This is a genomic window from Pseudomaricurvus hydrocarbonicus (assembly GCF_011602365.1).
GTDB lineage: Bacteria > Pseudomonadota > Gammaproteobacteria > Pseudomonadales > Cellvibrionaceae > Pseudomaricurvus > Pseudomaricurvus hydrocarbonicus.
Genome location: NZ_JAAONZ010000026.1, coordinates 1 through 14528 on the forward strand (window position 1 = coordinate 1; position 14528 = coordinate 14528).

General features: G+C 57.0%; 13 protein-coding genes. 4 read left to right on the plus strand and 9 right to left on the minus strand.

What is annotated here, in order from left to right; translation table 11 throughout:
- Positions 1–180 precede the first annotated feature (180 nt).
- From G8770_RS21835 to G8770_RS21860, 6 genes are all read right to left on the minus strand, one after another.
- Complete coding sequence (locus G8770_RS21835; RefSeq protein WP_167191970.1) at positions 181–978, minus strand: DODA-type extradiol aromatic ring-opening family dioxygenase; 798 nt, start codon at positions 976–978, stop codon at positions 181–183.
- A gap of 141 nt (positions 979–1119) precedes the next feature.
- Positions 1120–2421 carry a phosphate regulon sensor histidine kinase PhoR gene (gene phoR, locus G8770_RS21840; RefSeq protein WP_167191972.1) on the minus strand — a complete coding sequence of 434 codons (1302 nt, stop codon included), beginning with the start codon at positions 2419–2421 and terminating at the stop codon, positions 1120–1122.
- A 41-nt stretch (positions 2422–2462) separates the two neighbouring features.
- Positions 2463–2672, minus strand: coding sequence for a hypothetical protein (locus G8770_RS21845; RefSeq protein WP_208022449.1), 210 nt, complete (start codon positions 2670–2672; stop codon positions 2463–2465).
- A 362-nt stretch (positions 2673–3034) separates the two neighbouring features.
- On the minus strand, positions 3035–3742 hold the full coding sequence (gene phoB, locus G8770_RS21850; protein WP_167191974.1) for a phosphate regulon transcriptional regulator PhoB: 708 nt from the start codon (positions 3740–3742) through the stop codon (positions 3035–3037).
- 235 nt (positions 3743–3977) lie between these two features.
- Entirely contained in the window at positions 3978–4871 is an 894-nt protein-coding gene (ubiA, locus tag G8770_RS21855) for a 4-hydroxybenzoate octaprenyltransferase (RefSeq protein WP_243760632.1), read from the minus strand.
- Between the two features lie 210 nt (positions 4872–5081).
- A complete protein-coding gene (locus tag G8770_RS21860; protein ID WP_208022450.1) occupies positions 5082–5612 on the minus strand; it encodes a chorismate--pyruvate lyase family protein in 531 nt (176 codons plus the stop codon).
- A 169-nt stretch (positions 5613–5781) separates the two neighbouring features.
- Here G8770_RS21860 and G8770_RS21865 point away from each other — a divergent pair, with 169 nt between their 5' ends.
- Both G8770_RS21865 and G8770_RS21870 read left to right on the plus strand, forming a co-directional pair.
- Positions 5782–6054 (plus strand): HU family DNA-binding protein, encoded by a 273-nt coding sequence (locus G8770_RS21865; protein ID WP_167191976.1) that lies wholly within the window; start codon positions 5782–5784, stop codon positions 6052–6054.
- A gap of 180 nt (positions 6055–6234) precedes the next feature.
- Positions 6235–7518: a dicarboxylate/amino acid:cation symporter gene (locus tag G8770_RS21870; RefSeq protein ID WP_167191978.1), complete on the plus strand. Its 1284-nt coding sequence runs from the start codon at positions 6235–6237 to the stop codon at positions 7516–7518.
- A 22-nt stretch (positions 7519–7540) separates the two neighbouring features.
- Here the strand turns inward: G8770_RS21870 and recG are convergent, their stop codons facing one another.
- Positions 7541–9652: an ATP-dependent DNA helicase RecG gene (recG, locus tag G8770_RS21875; RefSeq protein WP_341771189.1), complete on the minus strand. Its 2112-nt coding sequence runs from the start codon at positions 9650–9652 to the stop codon at positions 7541–7543.
- 46 nt (positions 9653–9698) lie between these two features.
- Complete coding sequence (locus G8770_RS21880) at positions 9699–10628, minus strand: hydrogen peroxide-inducible genes activator (RefSeq protein ID WP_167191980.1); 930 nt, start codon at positions 10626–10628, stop codon at positions 9699–9701.
- Positions 10629–10897: 269 nt separating this feature from the next.
- Between G8770_RS21880 and G8770_RS21885 the strand changes: the two genes are divergently transcribed.
- The gene (locus tag G8770_RS21885) at positions 10898–11824 is read left to right on the plus strand and encodes an SDR family oxidoreductase (RefSeq protein ID WP_167191982.1); all 927 of its coding nucleotides are present in this window, start codon (positions 10898–10900) and stop codon (positions 11822–11824) included.
- 197 nt (positions 11825–12021) lie between these two features.
- Here the strand turns inward: G8770_RS21885 and G8770_RS21890 are convergent, their stop codons facing one another.
- Positions 12022–13089: a DUF937 domain-containing protein gene (locus G8770_RS21890; RefSeq protein WP_167191984.1), complete on the minus strand. Its 1068-nt coding sequence runs from the start codon at positions 13087–13089 to the stop codon at positions 12022–12024.
- A gap of 217 nt (positions 13090–13306) precedes the next feature.
- Here G8770_RS21890 and G8770_RS21895 point away from each other — a divergent pair, with 217 nt between their 5' ends.
- Positions 13307–14518 carry a GNAT family N-acetyltransferase gene (locus tag G8770_RS21895; RefSeq protein ID WP_167191986.1) on the plus strand — a complete coding sequence of 404 codons (1212 nt, stop codon included), beginning with the start codon at positions 13307–13309 and terminating at the stop codon, positions 14516–14518.
- The last annotated feature ends 10 nt before the right edge of the window (positions 14519–14528 follow it).

The window sequence follows — 14528 nt, forward strand, 5'->3', positions numbered from 1 at the left end:
GTTGTGCCCTGAAAAAGGAAATCGTTCAAATAGTAAACTGAATCAGGGCTTGAAGCTCAAACTGGCCGCTGGCGCGGCCTTGATTGCGACGAAGCTGGGTATTGGTGAAACATCCGGGCTAGACGCTATGCCCAGACATTCTGTGCATAGCGATCCGGTACACAGACAACACACCTTTAATCACCACAAATACATGCTCGATTTTTTATTGAGAATCTCCAGCTCAAATGACTCGGTACACGACGAGCCTGCCACCCCATAACAAACGTGCAAGGGCAACAAGTGCTCTTCTCGGGGGTGACAAAAGCGGGCGCCCGGTGCTTGCGCCCAGTGGATCAGCCTTTCGGTTCTTTCGTCTTCAGAAAGCTCCGGACTGCAACAGGTTTCCAGTAGCCAGTCTTCAAACGACTCATTCAGGGTTTTCATTTCAGAGCTTTGCGCACCAAAAAACGCTTTCATGTTATGAAACGAAAAGCCCGAGCCGATGATCAGAATATTATCATCCCTCAAGCCTTGTAACGCCTGCCCAATTTTAACATGCGTCGCAGGATCAAGGTTATTCTGCAGAGAGATTTGAATACAGGGAATGTCAGCAGCGGGGTACATAATCTTCAGCGGTACAAACAAGCCGTGATCATACCCGCGCTCTGCATCCAGCCGCGAGGCAATACCGGCGTTGTCCAGCAACGCGTGAATTTGGCTGGCCAGTTTCGGCTCGCCAGGGCAAGGGTATTGAATGGAATAGGACTCTTCCGGAAAACCGTAGTAATCGTAAATTAGCGATGGGGTGGGTGCGGCCGTGATGGTCGGAATTTTTTCTTCCCAGTGAGCACTGACCACAACAATGGCGGAAGGTTTTTCGATTTTTGCCACTACGGTCTGTAAACACGCCACCATTTCCTGATGACCTTCATCGCCCAGCAGAGGCCTGGGGCCGCCTCCGTGCGACAAAAACAATATACGGGGCCTGGCTTTCATTCAGGATACCTCTACTGCAGAAATAGCATTTGCCTGGTGTTCTGGTAAAACAGGCTTACGAGTCTGGCAGGTGGAGCCAGGGCTGTTGATACTCTACACGTTAACGATGCTTCTTACCTTAACAACGACACGTCAAGATCATCAGGCCGATAGCGCACTCGCTGCCACACTTTGAATGGGGAAATTACAGGTAAAGGTACTGCCCAATCCCAGCTTACTTTGGATTTCAAGATTGCCGCCGTGACGAATCAGCACATGTTTAACAATCGCCAACCCGAGACCCGTGCCACCGGTATCCGACTTGCGACTGCTATCGACGCGATAGAATCGCTCGGTTAAGCGTGGCAAGTGAACTTCTTCGATACCTTCCCCCTGATCGGTTACCGACACCTGCAGGCCCAGGGTATTTTGGGTTACGTTAATGGTGACGTCTTTTTTCGCTGGCGAGTATTTCACCGCGTTAAAGACCAGATTCGAAAAGGCACTTTGCAATTCCAGCTCGCTGCCAAGCAACGCTGAACCTTCAGGGCAATGCAGCACAATATTGTGTTGTTTGTCTGCCGAGAAAGCCCTGGCATCATTGCAGACTCTTTCCAGTAACGGCTTCAGATCCACCGGTTTATCCACCAGTTGCCGATCAGCGGTTTCGAGCTTCGACAACGCCAACAAATCGTTGATCAGGCTGGTCATGCGCAGCCCCTGTTGTTCCATCTGTTGCAAAGCCCGCTGCCAGGAATCAGGCAAATCCGGACTCATACTGAGGGTTTCCACGTAGCCGCGAATCACGGTCAGCGGTGTCCGCAACTCGTGGGACACATTAGCCACAAAATCTTTTCGCATCTGTTCCAGGTTATGAAGCCGGGTAACGTCGCGCACCAGCAACAGACTTTCCCCTTTACCAAAATGGGTGATTTCGTATTGCAGGCGGACGTATTCGCTTTGCGGGGAGGGCAGATCCAGTGGCTCCTGGAAATCCCCTTCTTCCAAATACTTAATAAAGCGGGGATGACGCACGTAGTTGACCAGCGGATTGCCCTGATCTTCCTGTCGGAGCTTCAACAACTGGCCGGCGGCGGTGTTAAACCAATCAATATTGCCTTTGTTATCCAGCAGAATGATACCGTCGCGCAGGGCCGCCGTGGTTTCCTGACCGCGTTTCACCACAGCCTGCAAGCGCAGTTTTTCGCGCTTCTGGCGTTTTTGCAAACGGGTGATGTTGTCAAAAATATCCCCCCAGATACCACCGGCGTCAGGGGGTTGCAGGCGGCGGGAATTTTTCAGCCAGGCATCCAGACGGTACATTTGCCACATCATCCAGGCCATATACAAGGCCCCTCCGACGATCAACGTCACCGCAAGGTAACCGTTCATCAAGCCCAACAGCACGCACACTACCGTGCACGCAATGACTCGCTCGACCTCTGCGGAAAAACCTCTATTCAAAATAGCGTCCTGTTAGGCTGCGACGACAGACACAAACCCGATTAACGGCTGCGCAGATCCGTCACCGCTTCGTCGACGGCTTTGTCGACGGCTTTGTCGACTGATTTCGCAACGTCACGGGTGGCATGACCGATGTCACGGGTAACATCGCGGGTGGTATGGCCGATCTCGGTGCCCACTTTTTTGGCCGTGGTACAGCCGCTGGCGGCGATACCCACAACCATGAACAAACTGATGATGACTGTTTTCATAACCCCTCCTGAAAGGGGCATTTTAAATTCACAGCCCGCATTGTCTAGCAACATTTGATTAATTTTGTGCGCTGTCACGCGGCTTGGTACTTAGTCTCTGCCACAAACGGGTACTTAGTCTCTGCCACAAACGGGTACTTAGTCTCTGCCACAAACACGGCAACATTTCCCTATAACAGCCTGTGAGCGCGATCAAGAACCAGCCCAAAACGGTAAATGCCCAGGCAATACAGCGAAAATCAGCGCACCACTGCTCGAGTCAACGCGTCACATCAACAGAAATCACAGGGAATCCGACAGGGGTCAGCGGCACCTGAAAGCTCATGGGCAGCTGACATCAACAACACCGATGACACCGGCGTTCAGGTTTCTTTAGCGGCTACTTTGGTGGAAAAGCGATAGCCTGCACCACGTACCGTTTGCACATAACGATCGTGCTCATCGAGCTGCAGAGCTTTGCGCAAACGGCGGATGTGGACATCAACCGTGCGCTCTTCCACATAGACGTTACCGCCCCAAACGTGGTCAAGCAGCTGACTGCGGGTGTAAACACGCTCCTGGTGAGTCAGGAAAAACTCCAGCAAACGGTATTCGGTGGGGCCCATTTGCACGGGCTCATCGTGAATACTGACCCGGTGACTGACCGGATCGAGCACCAAGCCGTCGACCGAAATCGGCCCACTGTCGGCCAGTGTGTCGGTGCGGCGCAATACCGCCTTCAGTCGAGCGACCAGTTCACGCGGGGAGAAGGGTTTGGTGATGTAGTCATCGGCGCCCACTTCCAGTCCCTGAATTTTATTATCCTCTTCGCCTTTGGCGGTGAGCATGATAATGGGTACCTGGGAAGTCACTTCATCGCGCTTCAAGCGTCTGGCCAGCTCAATACCGCTGGTGCCCGGCAGCATCCAGTCAAGCAGCACCAGATCGGGTTTGCGATCCACGATCAGACTGTGAGCCTGTTGGGCGTCTTCCGCTTCCATGCAGTGATAGTCAGCCATTTCCAAAGCCACCCGGAGCATATCGCGAATCGGGGCTTCATCATCAACAATCAATATAGTTTTCTGGGGCATCATCTCTGCCTATGCTGTGATCCATATGACAGCATTAAATAACGTTTTCATGAATGTTTTGTGACAACTCATGGTTTGTTACAACTATAGTTCATTGACTCACCTTTCTACAGTTTACCCCCATTGGCCGTAGTTCATCGCCATTGGCTGTAGTTAACCGCCACTGGCCGTAGTTTATCCCCATTAGATGAAGTTCATCCCCACTGGCCATATGAATTCATCCCCACGGGATCGCTCAGCGCAAGGCATAATCGGCAACAATGCCCACAAAAATCACACAGCCAACCCAATTGTTATTGAGAAACGCCTTAAAGCAGGCATCGCGGTCCCGATTGCGAATCAGGTATTGCTGATACATAAACAGTGCCGCTGCCCCCATCAGACTCAGGTAATACAGCTGTCCCAGCTCGAAACGCTGGCCCACCAGAATCAAGGTCACAATGGTGATCACCTGCAAGCTGGCGGTAATGACACGGTCCTGATCACCAAACAGGATGGCCGTGGATTTTACGCCGATGCGCAGGTCATCATCGCGATCCACCATGGCGTAAAAGGTATCGTAAACCACGGTCCAGATCACCACGGCGGTGTACACCAGCCATGCCTCCGGGCGCACCGCACCGGTTTGTGCCGCAAACGCCATGGGAATACCCCAGGAAAAAGCGGCGCCCAACACCACCTGCGGCAAGTGCGTGTAACGCTTCATGAAAGGGTAACAACTCGCCAGCGCCAAACCGCCCACCGACAGCATGATGGTGAGCTTGTTGGTAAACAGCACCAGAATAAAAGACGCCGTACACAGCAGGGCAAACAGCGTCTTGGCTTCCCGGACCTGGAGCTTGCCGGTGGCCAGCGGTCGCTGGGCAGTGCGCTTAACGTGCCCGTCTACCTTGCGGTCGGCGAAATCGTTGATCACGCAACCCGCAGCCCGCATGAACACCACCCCCAACACAAAAATCACCAACAACCCCAGGTGGGGGACACCTTCGGCGGCCAACCACAGGCCCCAGAGGGTAGGCCACAGCAGCAACAGGCTGCCGATCGGACGGTTGAGCCGCATCAGCTGCAGGTACTGCGGGAGGTTTTCTTTTACCAGCCAGGGGGAATGCATTGCTTGGGCTTTTTTCATCGATTCAAATACCAAATTAATCTGACGTTATCTTCATTTGTTGTGGATCAACGGTCGGCAGTGTAACGGCTGGCGAATGCCAACCCCAGTGCCGCGTGCAAGAGTTTCCAGCAAGTCGGCATTCTGGCCCCTGACGCTGAGCACCTAATTGCGATCAACTAGCGACTAAATTGAACTGCGAACAACCGGCTACTGACCAATAACTGCGCGCTATTCCAGGGTCTGTAAAAAGGCGGGCAGAAAGACCTCTCCCACCAGCAAAGGCTTGCCGTGGACGTAAAACACCGACCGCCGTCCCCACAAAGCCTGATCATTGACCAGCGCCGCGGGCAAGCGGTCGTCTGCCACCGCATAACAAGTGACCTCCAGCGGATCTCGCTGCAGACCCGGCTGCTTGAACAACCAACCGCCCAGCGGACGGTTGTCCAGTTTGCGCAAACAGCGCAAGGATCCGGTGAGCGAGGCCTGCGGCAGAATACTGCGCGCCCACACCCAGGGCTGGCCATGGCCTTGCAGGATCACCTCACGGATCAATACCCGTGCCCGTGGGTGAATCCCCAGCGCCGCCGCCTCTGAAGGCTCAGCCCGGCCCCAGTGCTGGGTCAGCACCTGCACTGAAAATGTCCCCTGGCTGTGGCGCTGCAGACGGGTGGTCAGGGAGCCCGGGTCCTGCAGCCAACTCAGCAACGGCGTATGGCGCTTGAGGGTCAACGCGGTCGGCGGCAGCCAGGAACGGGTCATGTGGCGATTTTTTGAAGGTGAGCAATTTTTGATCAAAACAGGGGGATTAACTCAGCTAATTGTCCGGAAAACCAGCTCTCAGGGGCAAGAAGTACTTTACCGTCGCCGAGCCAGTTGGTTTAATGCTGAACGATAATAACAAAAACTGCGTTTCTATAAGGAATTTCCAATGCATAAGAGCGATCTGGTCGAATCTGTAGCAAACATTGCCGACCTCCCAAAAGACAAAGCCAACGATGTGGTTTCGGCCATCTTCGAAGAGATTACCAACGCCCTGAGCCGCGATGACAGTGTCAGCCTGGTCGGTTTCGGTTCGTTTACCCAGCGCCACCGCGCCGCCCGCACGGGTCGCAGTCCGAAGACCGGTGAGACCATTCAGATCCCGGCCAGTACCTCGGTGGGCTTCAAGCCCGGCAAAGCGCTGAAGGATGCCGTCAACTGATTGCAGTTGCCCGCGGTGTCGAAGTACCCTGAAACGGAAGTACCCTGAAACGAAAGCTCCGGCTTTCGTTTTTTCGTTATAAGGAGAGCAAACGCCCCGTGAGCTGTTGGCCTCATGGCTTATGAGCCCTTAACACTGAAACACCCGCAATCCGCCAGAACACCAAAAGGACTTCACCCTATGAGTTTGACCTCACGAATTTTAATAGCCATGGCCGCCGGTCTTGGAGTTGGCATATTAATCAACCTGGTGAACGCCACTGGCTGGCTCTGGCCCGCCATGGATTACGGGCTGAATGAAATCGTCGTGGTGGGTGTGTTTGATGCGGTTGGCCGCATCTTTGTGGCCTCTTTGAAGTTGCTGGTCGTGCCGTTGGTCTTTGTCTCTCTGGTGTGTGGTGCCAGCGGCCTGGGCGAGAGCTCCCGCATGGGTGCCATGGCCGCCAAAACCCTGCTGTTGTACCTGATTACCACCGCCATAGCCATCAGCCTGGCGCTGTTACTTGGCACTATCATTCGCCCCGGTGATGGCATCGGCATGGGAGAAGCCAGCACCTTTGCCTCTCAAAGCGCGCCGTCACTGAAAGATGTGATCGTCAACATCTTCCCCAGCAACCCCGTCAAGGCCATGGCCGATGGCAACATGTTGCAGGTCATCGTGTTTTCCATCCTCATGGGCATTGCCATTTCCCGCAGCGGCAACCACGGCCAGCAAATACGTGCCTGGTTTGAGAATATGAACGAGATCATCATGAAGATGGTGGGCATTCTGATGGAACTGGCGCCCTACGGCGTCTTTTGCCTGCTGGCCAAACTGTTTGCGGAACTGGGTGCCGGCGCCATTCTGGAGCTGGGCCTGTACTTCTCCACGGTGCTGCTGGCCCTGTTGCTGCATGGCTTTGGGGTTTACGGCCTGCTGCTCAAGCTACTGACCCGCGTCAACCCGCTGACCTTCTTCAAACACCTGCGCCCGGTGATGATGTTTGCCTTTTCCACCGCCTCCAGCAGCGCCACACTGCCCGTGACCCTGCGCACCGCAGAGGAAAAGCTGGGGGTCGACAACCGCGTGGCCTCCTTCACGATTCCCCTGGGAGCCACCATCAACATGGACGGCACCGCCATCATGCAAGGGGTGGCCACCGCCTTCATCGCCCAGGCCTATCAGATTGATATTGGCCTGACGGGCTACCTCACCGTCATTCTCACCGCCACCCTGGCCTCTATCGGCACCGCCGGCGTCCCCGGAGTCGGTTTGATTACCCTGGCCATGGTGTTGCAGCAGGTCGGACTGCCGGTCGAGGGGATTGCGCTGATCATCGGCGTGGACCGCTTGCTGGACATGATTCGCACCGCGGTGAACGTCACCGGTGACTCCATGGTGACCATGACGGTGGCCAAGAGCGAGGGCGCCTGGGATCAACAGGTGTTTGAAACCGAAGCCAAAGCCGAGACGCAAAAAGCCTGAACACCGGGCCTGTGGTCCGGCTTCAGACGCTGGCGTAATTCTCGCTACTGCCCAGCCAGCGGCCGATGAGGGCATCCACCACCTCGGGGTGGACACTGAGAATGTGCGTCGCCACCTCTTTGATGCGCGGCAACAGAAAACCGTCCCGTTGCAGATCCGCCAGCCGGAAGTTCACCTCACCGGTCTGGCGGGTACCCAGCACTTCACCGGGACCGCGCAACTCAAGGTCTTTCTCGGCGATGACAAAACCGTCGTTGGTTTCCCGCATGGCTTTCAGGCGTTCGCGGCTGTACTGCGACAGGGGCGAGCCATAGAGCAGCACACAGTGGCTCGCGGCCGTACCGCGCCCCACCCGGCCACGCAACTGATGTAACTGCGCCAGGCCCAGACGTTCGGGGTTTTCAATGATCATCAAGCTGGCATTGGGCACATCCACCCCCACTTCAATCACCGTGGTCGCCACCAGCAACTGCAGATCGCCGGCTTTGAAGCGTTGCATCTGCTCTTCTTTCTCTGCCGGCTTCAGGCGCCCGTGCACCAGCCCCACCCGAATGTCCGGCAGGGATTCCCCCAGCGATTGCGCAATGGCTTCTGCCGCCTGCGCCTCCAGCATTTCCGATTCTTCAATGAGGGTGCAGACCCAATAGGCCTGGCGACCTTCCAGGCAGGCCGCGCGCACCCGCTCCACCACCTGGGAACGGCGTTCATTGCTGATAGCCACGGTGGCCACAGGCGTGCGGCCCGGTGGCAGCTCGTCGATGATGGAACAGTCCAGATCGGCGTAGACACTCATGGCCAGGGTGCGGGGAATGGGGGTTGCGGTCATGATCAGCTGATGTGAGCGACCGCCATGGTCCTCATCACCGGGGCCCCGGGCTTTTTCCCGCAAGGCGAGGCGCTGATGCACACCGAAGCGATGCTGCTCATCAATGATGGTGAGCCCCAGATCGGCAAACTCCACCCCGTCCTGGAACAGCGCGTGGGTGCCCACGATGACCTGGGTTTCGCCACTGGCCATGGCCGCCAACTGCTGGCGGCGCTCTGCGACCTTTTGTCGACCACTGAGCCAGCCGACCTTGATGCCCAGGGGCTCCAGCCACTGGCTGAAACTCTGGCGATGCTGCTCGGCCAGAATCTCCGTCGGAGCCATAATCGCGGCCTGTAAGCCGTTACCCACCGCCTGCAGAGCCGCCAGCGCCGCCACCACGGTCTTGCCGGAACCTACGTCCCCCTGCACCAGCCGCAGCATGGGGTAGGGCTGGGACAAGTCCGCGGCAATCTCGTCGGCCACCCGCTGTTGCGCGCCGGTCAGGGTAAAACCCAGCTGCTGGCGAAACGCCTCTAGCAATTTGGTCGGGGTCGGCAGAGGGCGGGCACCGTCGGCCTGTATTCTCTGCCGCACCCGCAGCATGCTCAGGTGGTGTGCCAATAACTCCTCAAACGCCAGCCGCTGTTGATAGGCGTGGGTGCCACTGAGCAGCTCATCAATCGGGGCTTCTTTGGGCGGGTGATGCAGAAAGGCCAGCGCCTCGCTGAGCGGGTAGGGCTCGCGCTTCCAGGCATCGTCCGGTATCAACTCTTCCAGACTGTGGCTGCTCATAAGCGCCAGCGCCTGCTCGGTCAGACTGCGCAAACGCTGCTGGGTAATGCCCTCGGTGGCCGGGTACACCGGGGTCAGGGTCGACTCCAGCGGCAACGGGGTTTTTGCGTCGATAAAATCGTATTCCGGGTGATAGAGCTCTAATCCGGAAGCGCCGCGGCGGGCCTCGCCAAAACAGCGCAGGCGCGCTCCCGGCACCAGCCTTTTTTTCTGGGCGGCGGAGAAATGAAAAAACCGCAGCGTGATCAACCCGGTGCCATCCTGTAACCGGCACACCAGGCTGCGGCGGCGACCAAAAACCACATCACAGGCTTTCACTTCGCCTTCAATCACCACACTGGCCAGCGGCTGCACGGCGCCAATGGGGGACACCCGGGTGCGATCCATATAACGCAGTGGCAAATGAAACAGCAGGTCCTGAATGGAGTGAATGTGAATTTTCGCCAGCTTGTCAGCCAGCTGGGCACCCACCCCCTTGAGCGCGGTAACCTCCACCTTAGCCAGTGAGGGTGCGTTATTCACAGATGCATTCACGGTTAGCCAGTCCTTACTTACTCAGGTTCTGGTGACGACTTCCAGATCAAACAGCTGGCTTCGCGGAAGCCGGTTGAACTGCACATTGATTGATCGCCTGACGCAGGCGGTCGATGGCTTTATGCCGTGGAAAGCTCGCCCGCCAGGCCAGGGCCACGGTGCGCTGTGGCACCGGATCGGCAAAGGGACGGGTCACCAGCACATCGGTTGAATAATTTGAACCGGCGGCCGACAGTGGCAAGATTGTAATCCCCAGGCCCGACGCCACCATATGGCGCAAAGTATCCAGCGAACTGCCTTCCGAAGCAAAGCGGGTGGCGGCGTGATTTTCCAGGCTGGGCTGCAGGTTGGGGCAGGCCTCCAACACCTGATCCCTGAAACAATGCCCCTCACCCAACAGCAGCACCGGGTGTCCATCGAAGTCCGACGGCACAATTTCCTGTTTCGCGGCCAGGGGGTGATCGTGACTCATCAACACCACGAACGGCTCGTCGTAGAGGGTCTGTGTCACCACATCCGGTTCCGTGAACGGCAGGGCCACAATAATGGCATCCAAATCTCCTTTCCGCAGCCGATGGCGCAAGGTCGCGGTGTAGCCTTCTTCCACGTAAAGAGGCATATCCGGGGCGATCTTCTGCAACTGGGGGATAAAATGCGGGAACAGGAAAGGGCCAATGGTAAAAATCGCTCCCACATTCAGCGGGCTGCTGAGCTGGTCTTTGCCAGCGCTGGCCATCTCTTTAATGAGCGCGGTTTCTTCCAGCACCCGCTGCGCCTGGGCAATGATCTTGTCCCCCAGCGGGGTCGACTGTACCCGGCTCTTGGAGCGTTCAAAAAGCGCCACCCCCAGCTCGTCCTCGAGCTTTTTCACCGCGATGCTCAACGTGGGCTGTGACACAAAACAGCGTTCGGCGGCGCGGCCAAAATGCTGCTCCTGGGCGAGGGTTACAATGTAGCGAAGTTCTGTCAGCGTCATGGTACTGGCCTGTCTGCCCCGGTTGCTCGGTTCAAGCCGCGTCTGGCTTTACACTCATCGCGATACACGTGACACTTTTGTTGATCCACGTGGTGTTCACAACCAAGAATAATTTTGTTGAAGAATGGCTATATTTTGGCACAGAGTTTATATAGACGAGAACTATTAATCTATTTAACCTTGATAAATTTCTAAATTGATTTTGGTCGATCCACACGCCCTGAATACTGCCCCTCGATCACCATAACCCGACCTGGAGTGAGCTTGAGATGACAACCCCACACAGCGTGACCCTGCTTGGTTGCGGCGACATCGGTGAGCGACTGGCCGCTCAACTGCCCGCGAATTATACGGTGGTGGGCTTGCGACGCTCCCCCTGCCAAAGCTCTCGCATCGACTACCGCCAGGCCGACAGTAGCGATCTGGACAGCCTGCAACAGGCTCTGCCCGAACACTCTGAGATAATAGTCATCACCCTGACGCCAAGCGCATACAGTGATGAAGGCTACCGCCAGGCCTACGTCTGTGCTGTGGACAACCTGATCCGCGCGCTGGACAACAAAACCCCGCCACGACTGATTCTGTTTGTTTCCAGCACCAGCGTCTACGGACAATCCAGCGGCGAATGGGTGGACGAACATTCCGCCACTCACCCCCAGGGCTACGCGGGCGCTCGCCTGCTGGAAGCCGAGCAGCGCTTGCAGGACAGCCCCTATAACACCTGTGTGGTGCGCTTTTCGGGTATTTACGGTCCGGGCCGCCACCGACTCATCCAGCAGGTCCGCGATGGCAAGGGGGCACCGGCAGTCACGGGCGAAACCCCCTGCGACGCTACCGCCGGCGAAGGCGATGCGAGCGGCCGGCCGCTGTTCAGCAACCGCATCCATGTGGACGACTGCGCCGGGGTACTGGCCCATCTGATTCAACTGCCTGGCACCGCCCCATTGTACCTGGCCAGTGACTGCGAGCCCTCGGCGCTGGGGGAGGTCAAACAATGGCTGGCCACGCAGATGGGGTATGGGCCGTCTCATTTGCAGCCCGGACCGGAAGCCAGCAGCCGCGCCAGCAAACGTTGTCGCAACCAGCGCTTGCTCGACAGTGGCTATCGGTTTCGTTACCCCACCTACCAAGAGGGTTACCGACAGGTGCTGGAGCTGTTGGCTGACAAGACGTCTGATTCACACCGCTCTGCTTGAGCGGCGCGAGTTGAGGAAGCTTGAATTAAGAAAGTTTGGATTAACGACAGCTTGAATTAAGAAAACCGGGATTAAAAAAATCTGGGTGAACAATCGTTTGATTCAAAAGACTTTACTTCAGGCTCCCCCAAAAAACCCACGGGCCGGCAGGCCGGTGGGTTCAAAGGCAGAGGCTCTGGGGCGGCAACGGGCTCCGATCAACCGCTGGCCAGCACCGAAAGGCGGTAGAGGATATCGTCGATCAGCGGTCTGACCACCGGCGCGACAGTGGTATCGCCCAGCACGACATCGGCGCTGCTGCGAAGGGCGGGCAGGGAGGTGTTGACCATTCTCGCCAATGCTCTCTGGCCTTCGGGGGACAGGGCCCCCACCGAACTCTCGATCATCGTCAACCGATCCTGCACACTTTGCAGCGTGGGCAGACTGGCTCGGGCGGATTCCGGATCCGAAATCGACGCCAGCGCCGACCCCAGATCGCCAAAGACGCCCTGCAGAGAGTCGGCCAGATTGACCCCGGCGACGGTCAGGTCAGCTGATGATCCCACCACCGATCCGGGGATTTCCCGACCGTTCTTCTCCCCCACCATACCGGGCAGGTAGAGAAACAAACCCGCCAAAACTGCAGCCGCGATCAACCAGGGCAGCCAGGATTTGCGTTGCGGCTCATTCTTCAGCGCCTTATCGGTGCGCGGGATGTCGGCATCCGCAAAGCTCAACTTGTCTGAAATAGAATCGAGCATGCCGGTACCCTGCAAGGACTTGGCGAAATCATTTGGAATGGCTCTCGCCACTTCATCCTTCTGTGACAGCAAGAGCTTCAACAGTCCCCCGACGTCCAGATCCCGGCTGTGCACTTCCTTGCCCAGCGTCGCCATCACCAGCGAGCCAACCACCCCCAACAAGCTGCCCGACGACCCTTTGGGCAAACCGGCATACTCCATCAGTTTGGTGGCCAATACCCCGAGGGTTCCGCCCCCCAGAATCGACGACAACAGCCCGTGTCCCGAGTCGGCCAGACCTTGAGGATCCTTGCCGATATTGCCGGCGAGCTGATCAAACAACCCCGGCGGTTGCTGGTGTAACGCCTTGGATAAAGCGTCCAGGGCCGCTGGGTTTTTGCCGGCGCTCATCAGTGCCGACAACACACCGGGCACAGCGCCCCCCATCGCTTTTTCGACAGAGCCCTGAGAAGCGCCCAACATGGAACTGATCTGAGCCAATGAAGATGGCGTAATGAATTGCGATATGGTCTGGATAATACTCATTTCTTACCCTCCGCTTGTTCTAACTTCTCCTGGACCTTGGCTGGACGCCGGTCAGGGTGGGGTAACTATAGTTCAAGCAATGAAAAGCCAAGGGGGCTTAAGCGACGAAGTGAGGACAAACTTACTGCAAGTTGTGAGCTGGTTTGAAAAGAGGCTTTTGACCCGCCAGCCAGTCAGTGTATCTTGTGACATATGGACAAACTGAAGCGTCATCACTATGCCCGAACTCACACTGATTCACTCCATCCATGAGATAGACGCCAACGCCTGGGATGCACTTTGGCTGAGCCAAAACCAGCACCGCTACCCCTTCATACGCCACGGGTTTTTAGCGGCACTGGAAGACTCGGGCTGCACCGACACCGAATCGGGATGGACCCCGCGACACCTGCTGATTCATCAGCAAGGCACACTGATCGGCGCCATGCCGCTTTACCTCAAGCATCACTCCTACGGTGAATACGTGTTTGACTGGGCCTGGGCAGACGCTTATCGCCGCAACGGGTTGGAGTATTACCCCAAATTACTCTGTGCCATCCCCTTTACACCCGCCACCGGCCCTCGTCTGGCATTGGACCAGGCGGCGCTGACAGCCTTCAACCTCACTCCCGGCGACCTCTACCAACAGGTCACGGAGTTCCTCTCCCTGAGTTGCCAGCAGCAACAGTGGAGCGGCTGGCATTGTCTCTTTCACCCCGGCGACGAAAACCCTTTGTGGCAACAGGCCAGTGCCCCGGGCAGCGGACCGCTGCAGCGCACCGGCTGTCAGTTTCACTGGTTCAACCGCGGTCAGGAAGGGGGGCAATATCAGGACTTTGACGATTTTCTGTCGATGTTTAATTCGCGCAAACGCAAATCCGTGCGCAAGGAGCGGCGCCAGGTCAAAGACCGTGGTGTCACCCTGACCCGTTTGGTGGGCGATCAAATCAGCGCCGAGGACTGGGATAAATTTTATTACTTCTACCACACCACCTACCTCAAGCGCAGCGGCAACACCGGTTACCTCAACCGGGAATTTTTTGACGCCATCGCCCGCGACATGGGGGATCAGATACTGATGGTGAAAGCCGAGCTGCAACAGGCCGATGGCCAACACAACATCGCCAGCGCGCTCTGCTTCTTTGACGACACCCACCTCTACGGTCGCTACTGGGGCTGCCGCGAAGACATACCCGGCCTGCACTTTGAGGCCTGTTACTACCAGGGCATTGAGTTTGCCATCGAGCGCGGCCTGCAGGTCTTCGACCCCGGCGCACAGGGCGAACATAAAATTCAGCGCGGCTTTGAGCCAACGCTGACCTACTCGCAACACTGGCTGACAGACCCGCGCTTTCACGCCGCCGTCGACGACTTTTTGCAACGGGAAACGCCGGGGGTGGAAGCCTACCGGGACGATTGTGACACGTATTTGCCGTTTAAGAGGGGCTGAGGGCGAGTAT

Bases quoted from the DNA above. Each gene is read 5' to 3' on its own strand.
- phoB (WP_167191974.1), bottom strand. From the start codon at position 3,742: ATGCCCCAGAAAACTATATTGATTGTTGATGATGAAGCCCCGATTCGC.
- G8770_RS21895 (WP_167191986.1), top strand. From the start codon at position 13,307: ATGCCCGAACTCACACTGATTCACTCCATCCATGAGATAGACGCCAAC.
- G8770_RS21835 (WP_167191970.1), bottom strand. From the start codon at position 978: ATGAAAGCCAGGCCCCGTATATTGTTTTTGTCGCACGGAGGCGGCCCC.
- G8770_RS21880 (WP_167191980.1), bottom strand. From the start codon at position 10,628: ATGACGCTGACAGAACTTCGCTACATTGTAACCCTCGCCCAGGAGCAG.
- G8770_RS21860 (WP_208022450.1), bottom strand. From the start codon at position 5,612: ATGACCCGTTCCTGGCTGCCGCCGACCGCGTTGACCCTCAAGCGCCAT.
- G8770_RS21870 (WP_167191978.1), top strand. From the start codon at position 6,235: ATGAGTTTGACCTCACGAATTTTAATAGCCATGGCCGCCGGTCTTGGA.
- ubiA (WP_243760632.1), bottom strand. From the start codon at position 4,871: ATGAAAAAAGCCCAAGCAATGCATTCCCCCTGGCTGGTAAAAGAAAAC.
- G8770_RS21865 (WP_167191976.1), top strand. From the start codon at position 5,782: ATGCATAAGAGCGATCTGGTCGAATCTGTAGCAAACATTGCCGACCTC.
- G8770_RS21885 (WP_167191982.1), top strand. From the start codon at position 10,898: ATGACAACCCCACACAGCGTGACCCTGCTTGGTTGCGGCGACATCGGT.
- G8770_RS21845 (WP_208022449.1), bottom strand. From the start codon at position 2,672: ATGAAAACAGTCATCATCAGTTTGTTCATGGTTGTGGGTATCGCCGCC.
- G8770_RS21890 (WP_167191984.1), bottom strand. From the start codon at position 13,089: ATGAGTATTATCCAGACCATATCGCAATTCATTACGCCATCTTCATTG.